Annotated in this window: 20 protein-coding genes and 1 pseudogene; 11 read left to right on the top strand and 10 right to left on the bottom strand. The window is 64.5% G+C overall.

Going from position 1 to position 15,941, the window contains the following annotated elements; all coding sequences use genetic code 11:
* The first annotated feature begins 153 nt into the window (after positions 1-153).
* The 4 genes from AC066Y_RS33400 (at position 154) to AC066Y_RS33385 (ending at position 4,293) form a co-directional block, all read left to right on the top strand.
* Positions 154-681: a hypothetical protein gene (locus AC066Y_RS33400; protein WP_478277583.1), complete on the top strand. Its 528-nt coding sequence runs from the start codon at positions 154-156 to the stop codon at positions 679-681.
* A gap of 340 nt (positions 682-1,021) precedes the next feature.
* Complete coding sequence (locus AC066Y_RS33395) at positions 1,022-2,584, top strand: FAD-dependent monooxygenase (protein ID WP_478277582.1); 1,563 nt, start codon at positions 1,022-1,024, stop codon at positions 2,582-2,584.
* A 143-nt stretch (positions 2,585-2,727) separates the two neighbouring features.
* A complete protein-coding gene (locus AC066Y_RS33390) occupies positions 2,728-3,345 on the top strand; it encodes a PilZ domain-containing protein (protein ID WP_456655071.1) in 618 nt (205 codons plus the stop codon).
* 333 nt (positions 3,346-3,678) lie between these two features.
* Positions 3,679-4,293 (top strand): transglutaminase-like cysteine peptidase, encoded by a 615-nt coding sequence (locus AC066Y_RS33385; protein ID WP_092115167.1) that lies wholly within the window; start codon positions 3,679-3,681, stop codon positions 4,291-4,293.
* Positions 4,294-4,422: 129 nt separating this feature from the next.
* Here AC066Y_RS33385 and AC066Y_RS33380 read toward each other — a convergent pair whose 3' ends face one another.
* Positions 4,423-4,884: a hypothetical protein gene (locus AC066Y_RS33380; protein ID WP_478277581.1), complete on the bottom strand. Its 462-nt coding sequence runs from the start codon at positions 4,882-4,884 to the stop codon at positions 4,423-4,425.
* A 49-nt stretch (positions 4,885-4,933) separates the two neighbouring features.
* On the opposite strand from AC066Y_RS33380, the gene AC066Y_RS33375 reads away from it, so the two are divergent.
* The 3 genes from AC066Y_RS33375 to AC066Y_RS33365 all read left to right on the top strand — a co-directional run bounded on the left by AC066Y_RS33375 (position 4,934) and on the right by AC066Y_RS33365 (position 6,570).
* Positions 4,934-5,563 carry a TetR/AcrR family transcriptional regulator gene (locus AC066Y_RS33375; protein WP_478277580.1) on the top strand — a complete coding sequence of 210 codons (630 nt, stop codon included), beginning with the start codon at positions 4,934-4,936 and terminating at the stop codon, positions 5,561-5,563.
* Between the two features lie 33 nt (positions 5,564-5,596).
* A complete protein-coding gene (locus AC066Y_RS33370) occupies positions 5,597-5,914 on the top strand; it encodes a hotdog family protein (protein ID WP_478277579.1) in 318 nt (105 codons plus the stop codon).
* Positions 5,915-6,075: 161 nt separating this feature from the next.
* On the top strand, positions 6,076-6,570 hold the full coding sequence (locus AC066Y_RS33365; protein ID WP_478277593.1) for a hypothetical protein: 495 nt from the start codon (positions 6,076-6,078) through the stop codon (positions 6,568-6,570).
* Between the two features lie 396 nt (positions 6,571-6,966).
* Here AC066Y_RS33365 and AC066Y_RS33360 read toward each other — a convergent pair whose 3' ends face one another.
* The 3 genes from AC066Y_RS33360 to AC066Y_RS33350 form a co-directional block, all read right to left on the bottom strand.
* Complete coding sequence (locus AC066Y_RS33360) at positions 6,967-7,116, bottom strand: hypothetical protein (protein ID WP_478277578.1); 150 nt, start codon at positions 7,114-7,116, stop codon at positions 6,967-6,969.
* A 202-nt stretch (positions 7,117-7,318) separates the two neighbouring features.
* Positions 7,319-7,825: a hypothetical protein gene (locus tag AC066Y_RS33355; protein ID WP_478277577.1), complete on the bottom strand. Its 507-nt coding sequence runs from the start codon at positions 7,823-7,825 to the stop codon at positions 7,319-7,321.
* Positions 7,826-7,979: 154 nt separating this feature from the next.
* Positions 7,980-8,291, bottom strand: a complete 312-nt coding sequence (locus AC066Y_RS33350; protein WP_478277576.1) for a hypothetical protein — start codon at positions 8,289-8,291, stop codon at positions 7,980-7,982.
* An 87-nt stretch (positions 8,292-8,378) separates the two neighbouring features.
* Here AC066Y_RS33350 and AC066Y_RS33345 point away from each other — a divergent pair, with 87 nt between their 5' ends.
* A complete protein-coding gene (locus tag AC066Y_RS33345; RefSeq protein WP_478277575.1) occupies positions 8,379-8,633 on the top strand; it encodes a hypothetical protein in 255 nt (84 codons plus the stop codon).
* Positions 8,634-8,638: 5 nt separating this feature from the next.
* Here the strand turns inward: AC066Y_RS33345 and AC066Y_RS33340 are convergent, their stop codons facing one another.
* Entirely contained in the window at positions 8,639-9,169 is a 531-nt protein-coding gene (locus AC066Y_RS33340) for a gamma carbonic anhydrase family protein (RefSeq protein WP_092115174.1), read from the bottom strand.
* Positions 9,170-9,305: 136 nt separating this feature from the next.
* A complete protein-coding gene (locus tag AC066Y_RS33335) occupies positions 9,306-9,635 on the bottom strand; it encodes a DUF6949 family protein (RefSeq protein ID WP_092115175.1) in 330 nt (109 codons plus the stop codon).
* A 219-nt stretch (positions 9,636-9,854) separates the two neighbouring features.
* On the opposite strand from AC066Y_RS33335, the gene AC066Y_RS33330 reads away from it, so the two are divergent.
* Positions 9,855-10,565, top strand: a complete 711-nt coding sequence (locus AC066Y_RS33330; RefSeq protein WP_478277592.1) for a hypothetical protein — start codon at positions 9,855-9,857, stop codon at positions 10,563-10,565.
* A 139-nt stretch (positions 10,566-10,704) separates the two neighbouring features.
* Here the strand turns inward: AC066Y_RS33330 and AC066Y_RS33325 are convergent, their stop codons facing one another.
* Together AC066Y_RS33325 and cysE are read right to left on the bottom strand one after the other, a co-directional pair.
* Positions 10,705-10,923, bottom strand: coding sequence for a DUF3126 family protein (locus tag AC066Y_RS33325; RefSeq protein ID WP_050406403.1), 219 nt, complete (start codon positions 10,921-10,923; stop codon positions 10,705-10,707).
* Between the two features lie 138 nt (positions 10,924-11,061).
* The gene (cysE, locus tag AC066Y_RS33320; RefSeq protein WP_092115182.1) at positions 11,062-11,889 is read right to left on the bottom strand and encodes a serine O-acetyltransferase; all 828 of its coding nucleotides are present in this window, start codon (positions 11,887-11,889) and stop codon (positions 11,062-11,064) included.
* Positions 11,890-12,118: 229 nt separating this feature from the next.
* Here cysE and AC066Y_RS33315 point away from each other — a divergent pair.
* A pseudogene (locus AC066Y_RS33315) lies at positions 12,119-13,459 on the top strand (hypothetical protein); the annotation flags it as partial.
* A 33-nt stretch (positions 13,460-13,492) separates the two neighbouring features.
* Here the strand turns inward: AC066Y_RS33315 and AC066Y_RS33310 are convergent.
* Positions 13,493-14,245, bottom strand: coding sequence for an alpha/beta fold hydrolase (locus AC066Y_RS33310; protein ID WP_478277574.1), 753 nt, complete (start codon positions 14,243-14,245; stop codon positions 13,493-13,495).
* A gap of 64 nt (positions 14,246-14,309) precedes the next feature.
* A complete protein-coding gene (locus tag AC066Y_RS33305; RefSeq protein ID WP_478277573.1) occupies positions 14,310-15,443 on the bottom strand; it encodes a hypothetical protein in 1,134 nt (377 codons plus the stop codon).
* A gap of 248 nt (positions 15,444-15,691) precedes the next feature.
* Between AC066Y_RS33305 and AC066Y_RS33300 the strand changes: the two genes are divergently transcribed.
* Entirely contained in the window at positions 15,692-15,937 is a 246-nt protein-coding gene (locus tag AC066Y_RS33300; protein ID WP_092115185.1) for a zinc-finger domain-containing protein, read from the top strand.
* Positions 15,938-15,941: the final 4 nt, after the last annotated feature.

The following is a 15,941-nucleotide window of genomic DNA, read 5'->3' as shown; positions in this document are numbered from 1 at the left end:
CCTGTCATGAAGGCCTTCATGACAGGCCCTGGCGGGACGACGCGCTTCAAGTCTTGACGGGAGTATTTTTCCGCAAGGAAGCATCGCAAAGAGCCGTTGATTGTGAACGCAACTGAGGGCCAACAGGCTTGTAGCATTGCGGGGAACGACACCATGAATCCTGGTATCGAAGGTATCGTCGGCATGTACGTCAAGCTGGGCGAGCTGGACACGCTGCAACGAATGAAGGAGCATCGGCAGAACCTGCTCGACCAATGTGTCGATACCGCGCATTTCAGCTTCGACGTCACGCGATCGATCTACAAGAGCGACCTCGAGGTGATCGAAGCCGGCATCGAGAGCCTCTCGGGCGAGGTCACCGGCCATGTCGACGTCTTCAACGAGAACCGGATCGCCGGCTGGGCCCTGTACGACCAGCACCCCGACAAACGGGTCACGATCGATATCTATTTCAACGGCGATCATGTGGCCGAAGTCGTCGCCGATCAGTTCCGCAAGGATCTGCTCAAGCTCAACAAGGGCGATGGCCACCATGGCTTCATGTTCGAGCCGCCAGCCGGCTCCTATCAGCCGCCCTTGCAGCTCGAGATCCGCGCGGCGAAGCGCAAGGTGCTAAAGGCCGTGACTGTTGAGCCACCGGCGGAGCCGGTCGAACCGGCCATGGACGCTGAAGCCAAGTAGGAAGCCAAGTAGCCCGCCGCGTCGGCGGTCCTGATAGCGCCGATGCGGTCGCACCGGAACATCGCGGCCCAGCGTTGTTCCCATAACCTGCACGCATGGATCGCCATTGCCGAGCGGTCGCGATGCCGCTATATCGCCCGTGTCGGAAAAGGCAGACTTGGTTTGGTAAGCCCAAGTCCTTTCGAAACGAAGTCCCTTCGGAATCGAAAGCTCTGGTCTCCCGCCTCGTGCATGAGATCCCCACGACGAACACCGGACGCTACCCAAGCGTCCATTGTTCGTCCGTGTGGTTCTCAACCCGACGAACCGCTCCGGTCGAACATCGACAAAGGAGCAGTTCATGCAGAACCACCACCCCCTTCCCCATGATGTCGTAATCGCCGGCGCCGGCCCGGTCGGCCTGCTGCTTGCCTGCGAGCTGCGGCTTGCCGGGTGCTCGGTGCCGGTGCTGGAGCAGGCCACGGACCCGCGCTCGCCGTTGAAGCGGCTGCCGTTCGGCATGCGCGGCCTCTCGGCGCCCAGCATCGAGGCCGTTTATCGCCGCGGGATGCTGAACGAGATCGCGATGCCGCAGCGCGCGAATGATAGCTTGGGCCGCAATGCATCGAACGGCGCGCATTGGATGCGGCAGCCGCGCCGCCCGGCCGGCCATTTCGCCGGCATCCAGTTTTATCACGACGAGATCGACAGTTCGAAATGGTCCTATCGGCTGCCGGGTCCGGCCGGCACCAGCATGGCGGTCGACATGGAGACGCTCGAATCCGCGCTCGCCGCGTGTGCAATCGCGATGGGCGTCGAGATCAGGCGCGGCGCGGCCGTCGAGGCGTTCGATCAGTCGGATGACGGCGTGATCGTTCGCGCCGGCGGCGAGACGTTTCATGGACGCTGGCTGGTCGGTTGCGACGGCGGCCGCAGCATTGTGCGCAAGAGCGGCGGCTTTGAGTTTGTCGGCACCGATCCCGAGTTCACCGGCTATTCGGTCGAGGTCGAGATTGCCGATCCGGATACGCTCCGTCCGGGCCGCCACTACACGCCGACCGGCGTGTATACGTACACGCGCCCCGGCACCATCGCGATGGTCGATTTCGACGGCGGCGCCTTCCACCGCACCCGAGCAATCACGCGCGAGCATGTGCAGGCGGTGCTGCGCCGCGTCTCCGGCACCGACGTGACGTTGACGGCCCTCCAGCTTGCCACCACCTGGACGGATCGCGCCTGTCAGGCGACGGCCTACCGGAAGGGACGCGTGCTGCTCGCGGGCGACGCCGCGCACATCCATTCCCCGCTGGGCGGCCAGGGGCTCAACCTCGGGCTTGGCGATGCGATGAACCTCGGCTGGAAGCTCGCCGCCACGATCCGCGGTGACGCGCCGGCCGGCCTGCTCGACAGCTATTGCAGCGAACGGCATCCGGTGGGCGCGCAGATCCTCGACTGGTCACGGGCGCAGGTTGCGCTGATGCGGCCGAGCCGCAGCTCGCGCGCGCTCGAAGCCATCATCCGCGATCTGATCGCGACGCCCGACGGCGCGACATATTTTGCCGAACGCGTGTGGGGCGTTTCGCTGCGCTACGATCTCGGCGGCGGCCATCCGCTGGTCGGCCGTAGCGCGCCCGACTTCGAGCTCGCCTGCGGAACGAGGCTCGGCGAACTGCTCAGAGATGGGCGCGGCCTGCTGCTCGACTTCGAGCGGCACGCTCCTCTGCGCGCGCTGGCCGATCGCTGGTGTGGGCGGATCAATTATGTCACGAGCGATGCCGGGGATCGGCTGGGCTTGTGCGCGGTGCTGGTGCGTCCCGATGGCTTTGTGGCTTGGGCCACAGACATCGCGCCGGATCTGGAGGAGACTGCCCAAGCCGCGGCGCGATGGTTCGGAGAACCTGACGCGGCATCTGAATGTGCCTAACGCCCCTGGGTACGGCCCGTGCGGACTTCGCTTGCCGCTCTCGCTCCGTGTCCGGGTTCCCTTTCACAACCGTAACGCCCCGTTAACCCTATCAGCCTTAGGGTCGTCGGGGCTCCGAATGGACGGTGGCCGGGTTTGTTGTGATGTCGTTTGCACAAAAGAAAACTACCGCCGTCCCCGTTGCCGAGGAGCGGCGACGCTTCCAGCGCGTCAAGGTGCACCTGCTCGGCCGCTACATGCTGCCCGACCGGCGCGAGTTTCCCTGCCAGATTATCAACATGTCCCCGGGCGGCCTCGCGCTGTTGGCGCCCGGCATCGGCAATGTCGGCGACCGCGTGATCGCCTATCTCGACCATATCGGCAGGGTCGAGGGCCGCATCACCCGCATCATCGACAACGGCTTTGCGATGACGATCGGCGCCACCGCGCGCAAGCGCGACAAGCTCGCCGCCCAGCTCACCTGGCTCGCCAACCGCGACATCCTCAATCTGCCCGAGGATCGCCGCCACGACCGTATCGTGCCGCGCAACCCGATCGCCCTGCTCACCCAGGAAGACGGCTCGCGGATGACCTGCCGCATCATCGACCTTTCGCTGTCCGGTGCTGCGATCGCCGCGGAGAACCGCCCGCCGCTGAAGTCGCTGGTGATGCTCGGCAGGGTGCAGGCCCGCGTGGTGCGAAATCTCGAGGAAGGCTTCGCGCTCGAGTTCGTCCACGAGCAGTCGGCGGAAACGCTCGAAGAGAGCGTTACCGCGAGGTAAAGCGAACAACCGCTCAAGACCCCCGTTTTCAGCCCGCGAAGGCGGCCTCCGGTACACCGGTGGCCGCCTTCGGCGCGTTTGGCGCAGCAAAATCGGCGGTTAACAGCCGGAGCGTTTGAGGAAACAAACCGTGCAGGCGCAGCGTTTGCCGCGTTAATAGATAAAATTTGAATCAATTGCAGATGTTTCAAATTTTACGCGAATTCGATTCAAGTAAAGATCGAATTCGCCGCAGCTTTTACCAGTATTCGCGTCAAATCTACTTCGCGCACTTAGCGGCGGCGCAAAAGCTTTGTGCGAAACGTGGTCCCAACAAGAAGAACGGGGGCCACGATGTTTGGGTTCAGGGGACAGGGGAAAGGTTTGGCGGTTGCCGCCATTCTGTTTGCGACGTGCGTGTCGGCCAAGGCCGGCGACGTGGTCTACGCCAGCCTGGGTGACGTTGCGCGTTCGCCGATCGGCTGGGTCGAATTCTGCGCCGACAATCCCGCCGAGTGCCGCGGCGGCAAGACGCAACCACGCGACATCGTGTTGTCGCAGACCGCCTGGCGCGACCTCGTGCGGGTCAACAAGTGGGTCAACGAATCCATCAAGCCGATGACCGACATGGATCATTGGGGCGTGATCGAGAAATGGTCGTTGCCATCAGACGGCTACGGCGACTGCGAGGACTACGTGCTCCTGAAGCGCAAGATGCTGATGGATGCCGGCTGGCCGCGCGAGGCGCTGTTGATCACGGTGGTCCGCGACAAGAAGGGCGAAGGCCACGCGGTGCTGACGGTGAAGACCGACAAGGGCGAATTCGTGCTCGACAACCAGAACGAGAGCATCGTCGCCTGGACGGAGACCGGCTACCGCTTCGTCAAGCGGCAATCGCAGAGCGATCCCAATGTGTGGGTCTCGCTCGGCGACAACCGCCCCGCAGTTTCGACCGCAAGCTCGCGCTGAGCGGCAACGAGGAATCGAGTTCGCGACCCGGTCACATCCCCACCCCTCCCCGTCCCAGACCGGTTCGCGCGCGGCCAGGCTTCCCCCAAAGCCTGGCCGCAACTTTTTGAGGGACACGGTGGCCGCCGATCAGAAGAACCGATCGAGGAACGCCGCCGTCTCGTCCGTGATGCCGACGATCTTGTTGGTGGCCTGGCGATAGAACTTGAAGTTGAGCTCGGTCTCGGGCCGGCCGTCGTCCCAATCGTTGAAGCGCTTGAGCGCGTCGCGTCCCAGCGGCCGCTTCACCAGCGCAACACGCCTGACCGCGATGCTGATACGCGGCGTTTGCCTGGCGACATCCAGCTTGCGCGGCACCGGTTCGGCTGAGGTCACCACTGCCCGTGCGATCAGGCCGTTGCCGCCCTCGTTCTCGCTCGCGAACACAAACACGATGTCGTCGGTCGCGATCAGCTTGCCGCCGTACATGGTCTTCTGCGCGGTGAAGATGAACGCCTTCGCCCGCGGTTCCCCAATCTCGGTCTTGATCGCAAACGCCATCGCATCCCCTGCACCGGCACGCTCGGCCAGCCGGCGCCCCCGACTTGACATCCCAGCATCCGCCCGATTGAATTGAATTCAATTTAGCCATGGACAAACGATGGGCGCGACGGGCCAGGGGACACGCGATCGGCTGCTCGCCGCAGCCCAAGAGGAGCTGATCGAAGGCCAAGGGCATCTCGAGATGCAGGCCGTCGCGAGACGGGCGCAGGTCTCGGTCGGGCTCGCCTATCACCACTTTGGATCGAAGGCCGGCCTGATCGCCGCCGTGGTCGAAGACTTCTATCAGGATCTGGATGAGGCGGCCTTCAGCGGTGCCAGGCTGTCCGCCAGCAACTGGGCGGACCGGGAGAAGCAACGGATCGTCGCCTATGTCGCCTTTCACTATGAGCACCCGTTTGCGCCCCTGGTGATCGGACCGCTGAGCCGGGCGGCCGAAGTGCTTGATGTCGAGACCGCCTTCACCAGCCGCCAGCTTGCAGCCGGTGCGCGCATGCTGGAGGCCGCGCAGCGCGACGGGATCGTACCCGGTGACCTCGACCCTCACCTCACCATTGCGCTGATGATCGGCGGCATCCGCCAGGCGCTGATCGGCGCGCTCACCGCCGACCGGCGGCCGGATCCGGCAAGGCTGACCGGCGACATCTGGGCCTTCATGGCCGCGGCGCTGCGCCTGACTGCGAAGTCCCCGCCGGTGAAGCCAAAAGCCGCGCGGCGCAGCCGCTTCTAATGTTCAACTATAACCCCAAGGTCGGTGGCCATCTTGTTCAACCCGCATGATTTTCACACGCCGCAATCGTCCTACAGCAGGCCGGATCTGCTGCGCTCGAGCGCGGGCGGCTATTTCGGCCCCGGCAATGCGCAGCTGCCGGCGCCGCCGATGCTGATGATGGACCGCATCGTCAAGTTCAGGGGCCACATCACGCCGGACGTCAGGCTCGTGCGCTACGAGGTCGACATGCGTCAGATCAGGCGCGGCCGGCTGGTGCTGGGCATTGCCGACGGCCGCGTGCTCGCCGACGGCGCGTGCATCTATCTGGCGAAGGACATGAGGGTCGGCCTGATCGCGCCCAGAGGCTGAGCCACCGGACGCGCGCCGGACAGTCCCGTTTTGAGGCGGCAGCCCCGGAATCTGCGGCGAGTTTTGCACTCCCCGCGCCACCTGCTTGAATCCCCGGGGGTTTTGCCCGCATCGCGGTTGTGCTATTCGGGACCTTTCAATTGATGTCCGGTTCTGGTCGCATGGTCGAACTTGCCCCCCGGAATGCACAGGCCAGCAGCCTGATCGGCGTGCAGCCGATCGCGATCGGCGCCGTGGCGCTGGTGCTCGTGCTGTTCGGGATCGGCTCGATCGCGCTGTGGCGCGCCTTCAGCGGCAACGTGCCGGAGACCGACCGGATGGTCGCCGTCCGTCAGTTGCAGGCGCGGACCGCGCAGGTCTCCGAGGCCCTGGTTGAAAAGACCAAGGGGATGGAGGTGACCCAGCAGGAATCCATCGACCAGTTGCAGGAGGTGCAGGACCAGCTGCTGAGCATGCGCAAGCAGTTCGCCGCGCAGCAGGCCGACGCCAAGAAGCTCTCCGACCAGGTCGCCGCACTGAGTGAGCAGGTCGAGGGCCTGCGCCAGTCGCTCGCGAGTGCGCAGGCCAATGAGCCGGCCGCCGAGCCCGAGCCCCGCAAGCGGTCGAAGGCCACCCGGAGCGCCAATCGGAAGCGCCAAAGACCGCGCGGCGGCTGACGACCGAAGGCGCCGGGCGCCGTCACCAGCGCGGCCATCAAAATGCGCCAAATCCCGAACAACATCAGGACCTAAGGTGGAATTTTTCGGCTCAGGCCTGCCGGCGGCAGCCCCGTATGAGTGCCCGTTAGCGTGAATTAATCCGGAACTTTGTGAACTGGTTCACATAGCCGACTTCGAATCCGAGTCATCCTTAAACCACCGGATGGCGTGAGCCGATTTCAATATCCGGGGCTGGCAAGGTCGTTGACGGTATACTACGTCGACGGCCTTGTTTTTTTGGGACCGCGAATCCCGGTCTCTGGACTGCCCACCCCGGAAACACGGCATGCTCGGGTGACGGCTCTGCACGCGCGACATCGCTGCCGCTGAAGCCGCAGCGATCCGCGTTACCGCCTACTTGGTTCGGTCGCGCAGGATGCGATCGCTTCGCTGCCGCAGCCGTGCAAGCTTCGGCTCGAGCTCATGGAGCATGTAGACAAATGCGATGGCGAGGCCCGAAACAACAACCATGAACAGCAATGTCAGATCAGGAATGGTCAGCATCTCTGATATCCTCTGAGGCCCGGCTCCAATCGCAGCCGGACCGTTTGTTTTCGGGACGCGTTCACACACAGACTGCCCTAATGCGCTGCAAGCAGCGTACCAATGCGCGACGGCCCCGGCATCAAGACACCGAGGCCGCGCCGATCATTCCAAGATCATCAGCATGGCGATCCGATGGACCGGCCATGCGTCAGCAGATATCTCAGTTGCAAACCTGCACCGGTCGCACCTGCCAGCCATACGGCGTCAGCATGCGACGGCGCACGACATAACAGCCGCCGTCACCGTAACCATACCCGTCATCGTAGCCGTAACCGGCGTAGTACGGGTTGCCGTAGTAGCCGTCATAGTAATCGTAGGCGCCGTAGCCCAGGCCAAAGCCGATCGCGGCCGCCGCGAACGGATAGCCCCAGCCGCGCCGATGCCAGCCTCCGCCGTGCCAGCCGCCACCATGCCAGCCGCCGCCGTGCCAACCGCCACCGATCGCAGCCGACCGGAAGCCACCGCCCGCGCCCATGGCGCGGAAAGCGCCGCCGCCACCGTGGAAGCCGCCAAAGCCCCCACCACCGTGGAAGCCACCACCGCCGTGGAAACCGCCACCGCCGTGGAAACCGCCACCGCCAAAACCACCTCGAGCCGACGCGGCATCGACCGTGAACAGGCCGACCGTGGCCGTCGCCAGCAAGGCAATCATCGTTTTACGCAACATCACCCGTTACTCCTCTTTCCAAGGCTTTTCTTTGCAAGCCTCCTCCGCCGCGTCCCGCGTATGCTAACCCAATGTAAGACCGCGGCTTCGACCGCGCGCCGATGTCGCGCTCACTTCTGCGCGACCCGCGTTCATCAAGCGCGGCCGTCAAAAGTTAGCAGCCGCGGCAGATGCCTTTGAGCCGGTGGTCGACCGACCTGTTCTCGTCGGCGATTGCCTTGTCGAAACTTTCGCTCGACGCCGAACCGGTGGTGACGCCCTCACCGGCGTTCAGCCGGCCGGAGGATTGCGCCGTGCCGGCGCTGTTGGTGCCGGGCGGCGGTGACGCGACTTGCGGCGACGTCGGGCTGGCTGACGAGGGGCTGCTGCTCCCAATACCGCTCCCAGTGCCTTGGGCGATGGTAACCGTGGGTGCCAGCATAATCGCGATTGTCGCTGACGCGACGGTGACGGATAATTTGCGCATGGCAATTCTCCCTTGCGGACATCAACGGGTCCGCAAAACGCCGGTTCCCACAGGCGCTGGGGCAATACAGTTTGGGAGCAATGCAATTTGCGCAAGCTGATCGAGTTTGACGACGACACTTTCGACAAGCTGAAGCAGCTTGGGCGCGACCGGATGGCGACGCTGCAGGAGCTCGCGGACGAGGCCTTCGCCGACCTCCTCAAGAAGCACGGTATTCCGATCGACCTGAAGGATGCGCTGCGCAAGAGCGCAAGACTGCAGGAAGCAGCGAGACCGCGGGAGGCGGCAAGGCCAGGCCCGGCGATAGCGAAGGGCGCACGCAAGCAGGGCCGGAAGCGCTGAAGGGCTTAGCCGATCTTCTTCAGTCCGGCTTTGTACTGCGGGCCACGGATCGCATAGGACTTCGCCGGCCGCGACAACGCCTCCGCCTGCGCGGCGTCCAGCGTACGCACCACGCGCGCGGGCGCGCCGATGATCAGGGAATTTTCCGGAAACTCCTTGCCCTCGGTGATGACGGAGCCAGCGCCGACGACACTGCCGCGCCGGATGCGCGCGCCGTTCATCACGATCGATCCCATCCCGATCAGCACGCCGTCTTCCAGCGTGCAGCCGTGCACGATCGCGTTGTGGCCGATCGTGACGTTGTTGCCGATGGTCAGGGGAAAGCCGGGATCGACATGCAGGGTCGAATTGTCCTGAACGTTGGAGCCTTCGCCGATCTCGATCCACTCATTGTCGCCGCGCAGCACGGCGCCGAACCAGACGCTCGCCGCGGATTTGAGGCGCACCTTGCCGATCACGACGGCATTGTCGGCAATGAAGTAGCTGCCGTCGGCGGGAAGATCGGGCCCCTGCCCGTCGAGTTCGTAGATCGCCATGAAGGTCTCCCTGCAGCGTTTTCGGTTCTGATTGATCAGAACCGAGGCTCTCGTCAGGACGACCTTGGCACAGCGGCCGACATGGTTTCAAGCAAGCGCGATCATGATCCGGACACGGATCAGGATCCAGCGCGGATCACCCGATCACGCCCGCAGCGCGCAGCGTCATCACGAAGAAGGTGCCGGACATCAGGCTCCAGAAGCCGGAGATGACGGTTGCCATCATCACGAACTCGAAACGGCGGCGCTCGATGCGCGCACCGCGCAGCGTGTTGCGCATGATGATGAAGGGTGCGGCGAAGACGAGAAACGGAACGGCGGCGAAGGTCCTCGGCGCCACGCCCTCCTGCAGCAGGCCGAAGCCGGCCGGACGCTCCGCCATCGCCTGATAACCGCTGGCCAATGCGCCGGCGAGCGCGAAGCCGATGAAGAGCGAGAACAGGGAATTCAAGGTATCAGGCGACATCGGAACTTCCGCTACGCAACAGGCCACTCACCCTGCTTCGCAGAATTGGCGGCGGGCCGCCACATCATCCTTAAGGAAGGGTTAACCGGGGGCGCCCGGCACGGCGTTTGCGCATGACCATTCGCTGCGGGATTCCATTGGAATCGTACGGAAATTCCGCGTCACGTGGCATATTCGGCAGGTGATTCGGCCACTCCCGACCTGCTGTTTGCCTCGCTCATGACGCTTCTCTCGACCGCCCAGCATCTCGCCCGCGACACCCGCCGCAATCCGCGCGCGCATCTCGTTCCGATCATCGCCTCGGCAGTCATCGCGGCCGGTGCGATTGCGCTCGTCGCCTATCTGCTGTGGCCGACCTATACCACCGTCCCGCCGAGCGATCCGTCGCGGCTGCCGGTGAGCGTCGGCGGCACGCTGTTCAACGTGCCGACCATGGCCGTGCGCATGAAAATCCAGCGCCACTCCGGGCCGCAGGAGCGCGTCGATCTGAGCTTCCTCTATCCGTCGCTGGAGGCGCCTGCCGCGCCGAAGCACTACAGCGCCGATACGGTCGAGGACAAGGTGCAGCCGATCGACAGGATCTTCGTGTCGATCGCGGCACATCACGATTCACTCGCGCCGGACATGCGGCTGCGCACGATCTATCCGAGCTATCTCGACGAGCGTGCGAACACCGATGACGGCCTGACGGCACGCGCGTTCCGCGACGGCACGCCCTATGGCGGCGAGGACCTGTTCACCGCGACCGAGCCGCAGCTGATCGCGCGCTGCACCCGCGATACGTCGACGCCGGGCATGTGCCTGAGTGAGCAGCGCATCGAAGGCGCCGACCTGACCTTCCGCTTTCCGCGCAGCTGGCTGGCGCAATGGCGCGACATCGCCACCGCGATGAACCGCCTCTCCGCGCAGATGCATAGCGCGAAGGGGTAGCTCCCCGTCATTGCGAGCGAAGCGAAGCAATCCATCGAGCCGCTAACGCGGAAATATGGATTGCTTCGTCGCTTCAGCGCAAAATTGCTTTGCAATTTTGTCGCGAGCTCCTCGCAATGACGCGCCGAGACCAGGCCGTTCAGCCCTGCTCGCCCAGATCTTCTTCCAGGATCGCCATCTGGAACTGGAACGAGCGATCATCGTCCTCGTCGTCGACGAACAGCACGCCGATGAACTCCTCGCCGATATAAACCTCGGCCGAGTCGTCCTTCTTGGGCCGCGGCACCACGCGGATCTTGGGATTGCTGAACACGCGTTTGAGATACGCGTCGAGCTTCCTGACTTCCTGAACGTCCACAGCCGTCTCCAATCGGGTCGATGATTTTCGGGGGAGTTTTAGGACGAGACGGCAAAGATCGCCAGAGCCTTTTCAGGCTTTGGCGACGTGATGTTGCGCACACGCTAAAGCGCGGTACCGATCAGAAAGCGAGTGAAATCAAAGCCCGATCGCGTTGAGCATCTGGTCCATGGTGCGCGACGGCTCGGCACAGCCGGCCTCGCCGACGATTTTCGCCGGCACGCCCGCGACCGTGACGTTGTGCGGCACCGGCTTGACCACGACGGAGCCCGCCGCGATCCGCGCGCAATGACCGATCTCGATATTGCCGAGGATCTTGGCGCCGGCGCCGATCAGCACGCCGTGGCGGATCTTCGGATGGCGATCCTCGTTCTCCTTGCCGGTACCGCCGAGCGTGACGCCATGCAGGATCGAGACATCGTCGTCGATAACGGCGGTCTCGCCGCAGACGAAACCGGTGGCGTGATCGAGGAAGATGCCGCGGCCGATCCTGGCCGCCGGATTGATGTCGGTCTGGAACACCGCCGACGAGCGGCTCTGCAGGTAGAAGGCAAAATCCTTGCGGCCCTTCTGATAGAGCCAGTGCGCGAGACGATGGGTCTGCAGCGCGTGGAAGCCCTTGAAGTAGAGCAAGGGATCGATGAAGCGCGAGGTCGCGGGATCGCGGTCATAGACGGCGACGAGATCGGCGCGGAAGGCGTTGCCGATATCGGGCTCATCGCGCAATGCCTCACCATAGGTCTGGCGGATCAGGTCGCCCGACAGCGCAGCGTGGTCGAGCCGATCGGCAATGCGATGGACCACGGAATCTTCCAGGCGCTCATGATGCAGCACGGTCGCATAAATGAAGGATGCGAGCTCCGGCTCGCGGCGCAGGATGTCTTCCGCCTCGCCGCGAATTCGATCCCAGATCGGATCGAGCGCCGCCAGCTTCGCCCCCTGCGGATTGACCTGATGAACTGCCATAGCTGCTCTCGCAATTCGGTTGTTCTGATGTGCGTTATAGCACGGTGACCCCAGCGCGTCCCGGGAAGGCTCGGTACGGTAAACCCCAGCCGAACGCCCCCCGGGCCGATGTCTAGGGGAATTGGTCGGGATTTTGCCGAAATCAAGCCGTGCTTCTGCAACTATTGGCGGATTTCGTCCCGAGTGTGGTTTTGGGCATGGTCGGCCCCAATAAAAGGGGGGAAATACCATCAACACCCGGACGTTACGTGGGCGCCTGACCGATGCACGGTCGGTCTGGATCGCCACCATTGCCATTCCCCTCCTCCTGCTCGCACCTGCCTTCTGGAACGGCTATCCGCTGCTCCAATGGGATACCGGCGGCTATCTGGCGCGCTGGTACGAGGGCTATCTGGTGCCGAGCCGGTCGACGGTGTTCGGCATCTACCTGCATGTCGGCGAGGCATCGGGCTTCTGGCTCAACCTCGGCATCCAGACCCTGGCGTCGCTGTGGATCCTGCAACTGACCCTGCGCATGCTCGAGCTCGCCCGGCCGGTCCGGCTGCTCGCGATCAGCCTCGCACTGATCGCCACCACCGCCCTGCCCTGGCTCGCCAGCATGCTGCTGACCGACATCTTTGCCGGCCTTTCGGTGCTCGCGCTCTACATCCTCGTCCTGCACGGCGAGCGGATTTCGACGCTCGAGAAGGCGGTGCTGTTCGGATTCACAGCGTTTTCCGCCGCCACGCACAGCGCGACGCTCGCGGTGCTGCTCGGGCTCTGCTGCGTCGGCTGGATGCTGCGTCCGTGGCTCGGCCGCCGCGTCCCGGTCGCGGGGCTCGTGCAAGGCAGCCTGACCGTTGTCACCGGCGCCGTAATGCTGCTGGCAGCGAACTTCGCGCTGTCGGGACAGCTTGCCTGGACACCCGGCGGCTATGGCGTCGCCTTCGGCCGCATGCTGCAGGATGGCATCGTCGCGCAATATCTGCGCGATCATTGCGCCAAGGAGAACCTGAAGCTGTGCCCCTATCGCGACGAGTTGCCGCCGACCGCCGACGACTTCCTGTGGGGTCACAGCATGTTCAACACGCTCGGCCGCTTTCAGGGACTGAATGACGAAATGGGCCACATCGTGGTGCGCTCGCTCGCCGAATATCCGACATGGCAGGCCAAGGCGGCGCTGACGGCAACCGCCGACCAACTGATGGATGTGGCGACCGGCGAAGGCTCCTCGGGCTGGATCCCGCACACCTACGGCATTATCGAGCGCTACATTCCCAAGCAGGTCGCGCCGATGCGCGCCGCGCGGCAACAACAATGGGCCCTCGACTTCACCGCGATCAACCGCATCCACGTGCCGGTCGCGCTGGCCTCGATGCTCCTGGTCGTGATCCTGTTCGGCCGTGGGCTGTGGCAGCGGCGGCTCGACGATTTGACGCTGCTGGCGGGCACGGTGACGCTCGCTCTGCTCGGCAATGCCGCCGTCTGTGGCGTGATCTCGGGGCCCCATGACCGCTATGGCGCGCGCATGGTGTGGGTCGCGACCTTCGTGGCGCTGATCGCGGCGACGCGCGCCTTCGCCAAGAACGATGCCAAGGACGATGTCGAGAACGATGCCGACGAGCTATTTTCGCCGCGACAGGAAGTCGATGACGCCGGTCTTGTAGACCTTGTCACCGACCGCCCGCATGTGATCGCGGTTCGGAATGTCGAGCACCTGCGAACCCGGAATGATCCGGCCGAGCGCTGACGCCGAGCCCGCGATCTCGTCCTTGCTGCCGACCGCGATCAGGACCGGCACGCGGATCCCGGCGGCCTCCTCGCGCGTCATCAGGCGGCGCGAGCCGCGCAGGCAGGCGGCGAGCGCGCGGCGGTCGGAGCGGGTCTGATCGGCGAAGGCGCGGAAGGTGCGGCCGACCGGATCGGTGACATCGTCGAGCGACGGCGCCTCCAGCGCCAGCGCAACGGCCTCGCCGGGACCGCCGCCCTCGATCAGCCCGATCCCGATGCCGCCGAGGATCGCCGAACGCACCCGATCGGAATTTTCACGCGCCAGGATCGCCGTCATCCGCGAGCCCAGCGAATAGCCCATGATGTCTGCGCGCGCGATTCCGAGATGATCCATCAGCGCGATCACGTCGCTTGCCATGGTCGCGATCTCGTACTGCGCGGCGTCGTAGGGCTTGGCGGATTCACCGTGGCCGCGATTGTCGAGCGCGATGACGCGACGGCCGGCCTTGACGAGCTCCGACACCCAGGTCGGATAGATCCAGTTGACGTTCTTGCTCGACGCAAAGCCGTGCACGAGCACGATCGGCTCGCCCGCGCCTTCGTCGATATAGGCAATCTCAACATCGCCGTGGTGGAAACTCGGCATCTTCGATTCCGTTTTTTCTTGCGATTTGGGATTTGGGATTGGCGATCGACCGGCGACCGCAACCTTAGCCCTGGGCGGGCATACTCGCCAGCGCGGCCTGCGCGGTCATCTGCCGCTTCATGCGCAGCGCCTTGCTTCGTCTGAGCCACCACGCCGTGGCTCGCTCGGTAGTGGCCTTGATCGACGACAGGAAGCCGAACAGCGCAAGCAGCGCGCCGAACAGCCACATGGTGAGATTGAATGTGCCGGCCGCGAGCAGCAGCGCGCCGCGGCCGAGCAGCTTGATGATCGCGCGGGTCTGGCCGCCCTTCACGTCCGCGATGCGGGCGGCGCGCGCGATCTCCTGCGGGTTCTCTGCGACCTTCAGCGTGTCCCGCGCGGCACGGACCCCGGCCGCCTCGCCGATGCGCCCGACGTCCTTGGCGACGCGCACCAGCGCGCCGGCCTTCTCGGCGCGGAATGCCGCGCGGATCGCGGTTGCAGTTTCCGCCGGCCGCAGCACCGAGCCGGACGCGACCGCCTCACGCAGCGCCGGCTGATCGACGACCTCGCGGGTCGAGCGCCCGGCCCATTCGATCATCCCCTCACTCAGCCGTCCGGCCTTGCGCGTATCCTTGACCAGCGTCAGTCCGGCGCGCAGCGGCGCGGCGCCGCCGACCGACACATAGGTGGCCGCAGTCACGGCGAGCCCGGCGGCGGCAAGGCCAAGCACCAGTCGGTCGGTGTCCTCGCCCATCACGAGGTGCTTGCCTTCGCGCACGACGTCCCTGACGTCACCGAACACGAACAGATCGCCGGCAACGGTGCCGGACAGGCTTGCGACATCGTCGGCATTGCCGGTCACGAGACCGGTGGCAAATCCCTTGGCGAAATGCGTGGTGGACGACTGCTTGGCACGCGCATCGCCGACGCGCTTTGTGAGTTCATCACTGAGCGCGATGTTCTTCTCGCTCGCGAGCGTGACAAAGCTGGTCGCAAGATCGGCATCTCCGGAGGCGAGTGCCGCCTCGATATCGTCCGATATCAACGCCGGGTTGTTGCGCAGAACGGAATTGAGCCTGAGATCGGCGAGCGCAGCCGGATCGTTCCGCGCTGACAGCACCGTGCCGGCGTCCCGGGCGTGCGGCCAAATGGCTGCGCCCACGGCAACGCTCGCCGCCAGGCCGGCCACCGCAAAACTGAGGCGCACCCCGTTCATTCCGCTGAAAACCTCTAGTTTTATTCGCCTTGTTCAGTTGGCCTTGGACATAGTGTGCCGTTTTTGCGACACAACGGCTCCGACCAAAGAAGGGCTTCTCTGGGACGACAAGATTGTGTCGAATTTGCATGAGCAAATGAGCCATCGGGGCTCTAGGAATCAACTGTTCCCGCCAGTATGGTGCGCGGCATTTCGCGATGCCGCATGCTGTTGATTGCGTCTGCCATCGTTGCCACCAGGGTGAGAATATGTCCGACCACGTCGTCCCGCACTTCCATAACGATGCCGGTGTCTCGGTGATCGAGATCGGGTCGCAGGAGTTCATGTGCGTGGGCGCCAACCCTCCGTTCGACCATCCGCACGTGTTCCTCGACCTCGGCAACGACAGCGAGATCATCTGCCCGTATTGCTCGACACTGTATCGCTTCGCGTCCGACCTCGCTGCCGGCGAAGCCCGGCCGCCGGAATGCGTGCTGAAAGACAAGGTCGCCTGACCGC

It is taken from the genome of Bradyrhizobium sp. USDA3010, from assembly GCF_056429065.1.
Note: the sequence above shows the minus strand (reverse complement) of the source record. Positions and strands in the feature narration are given on the sequence as shown.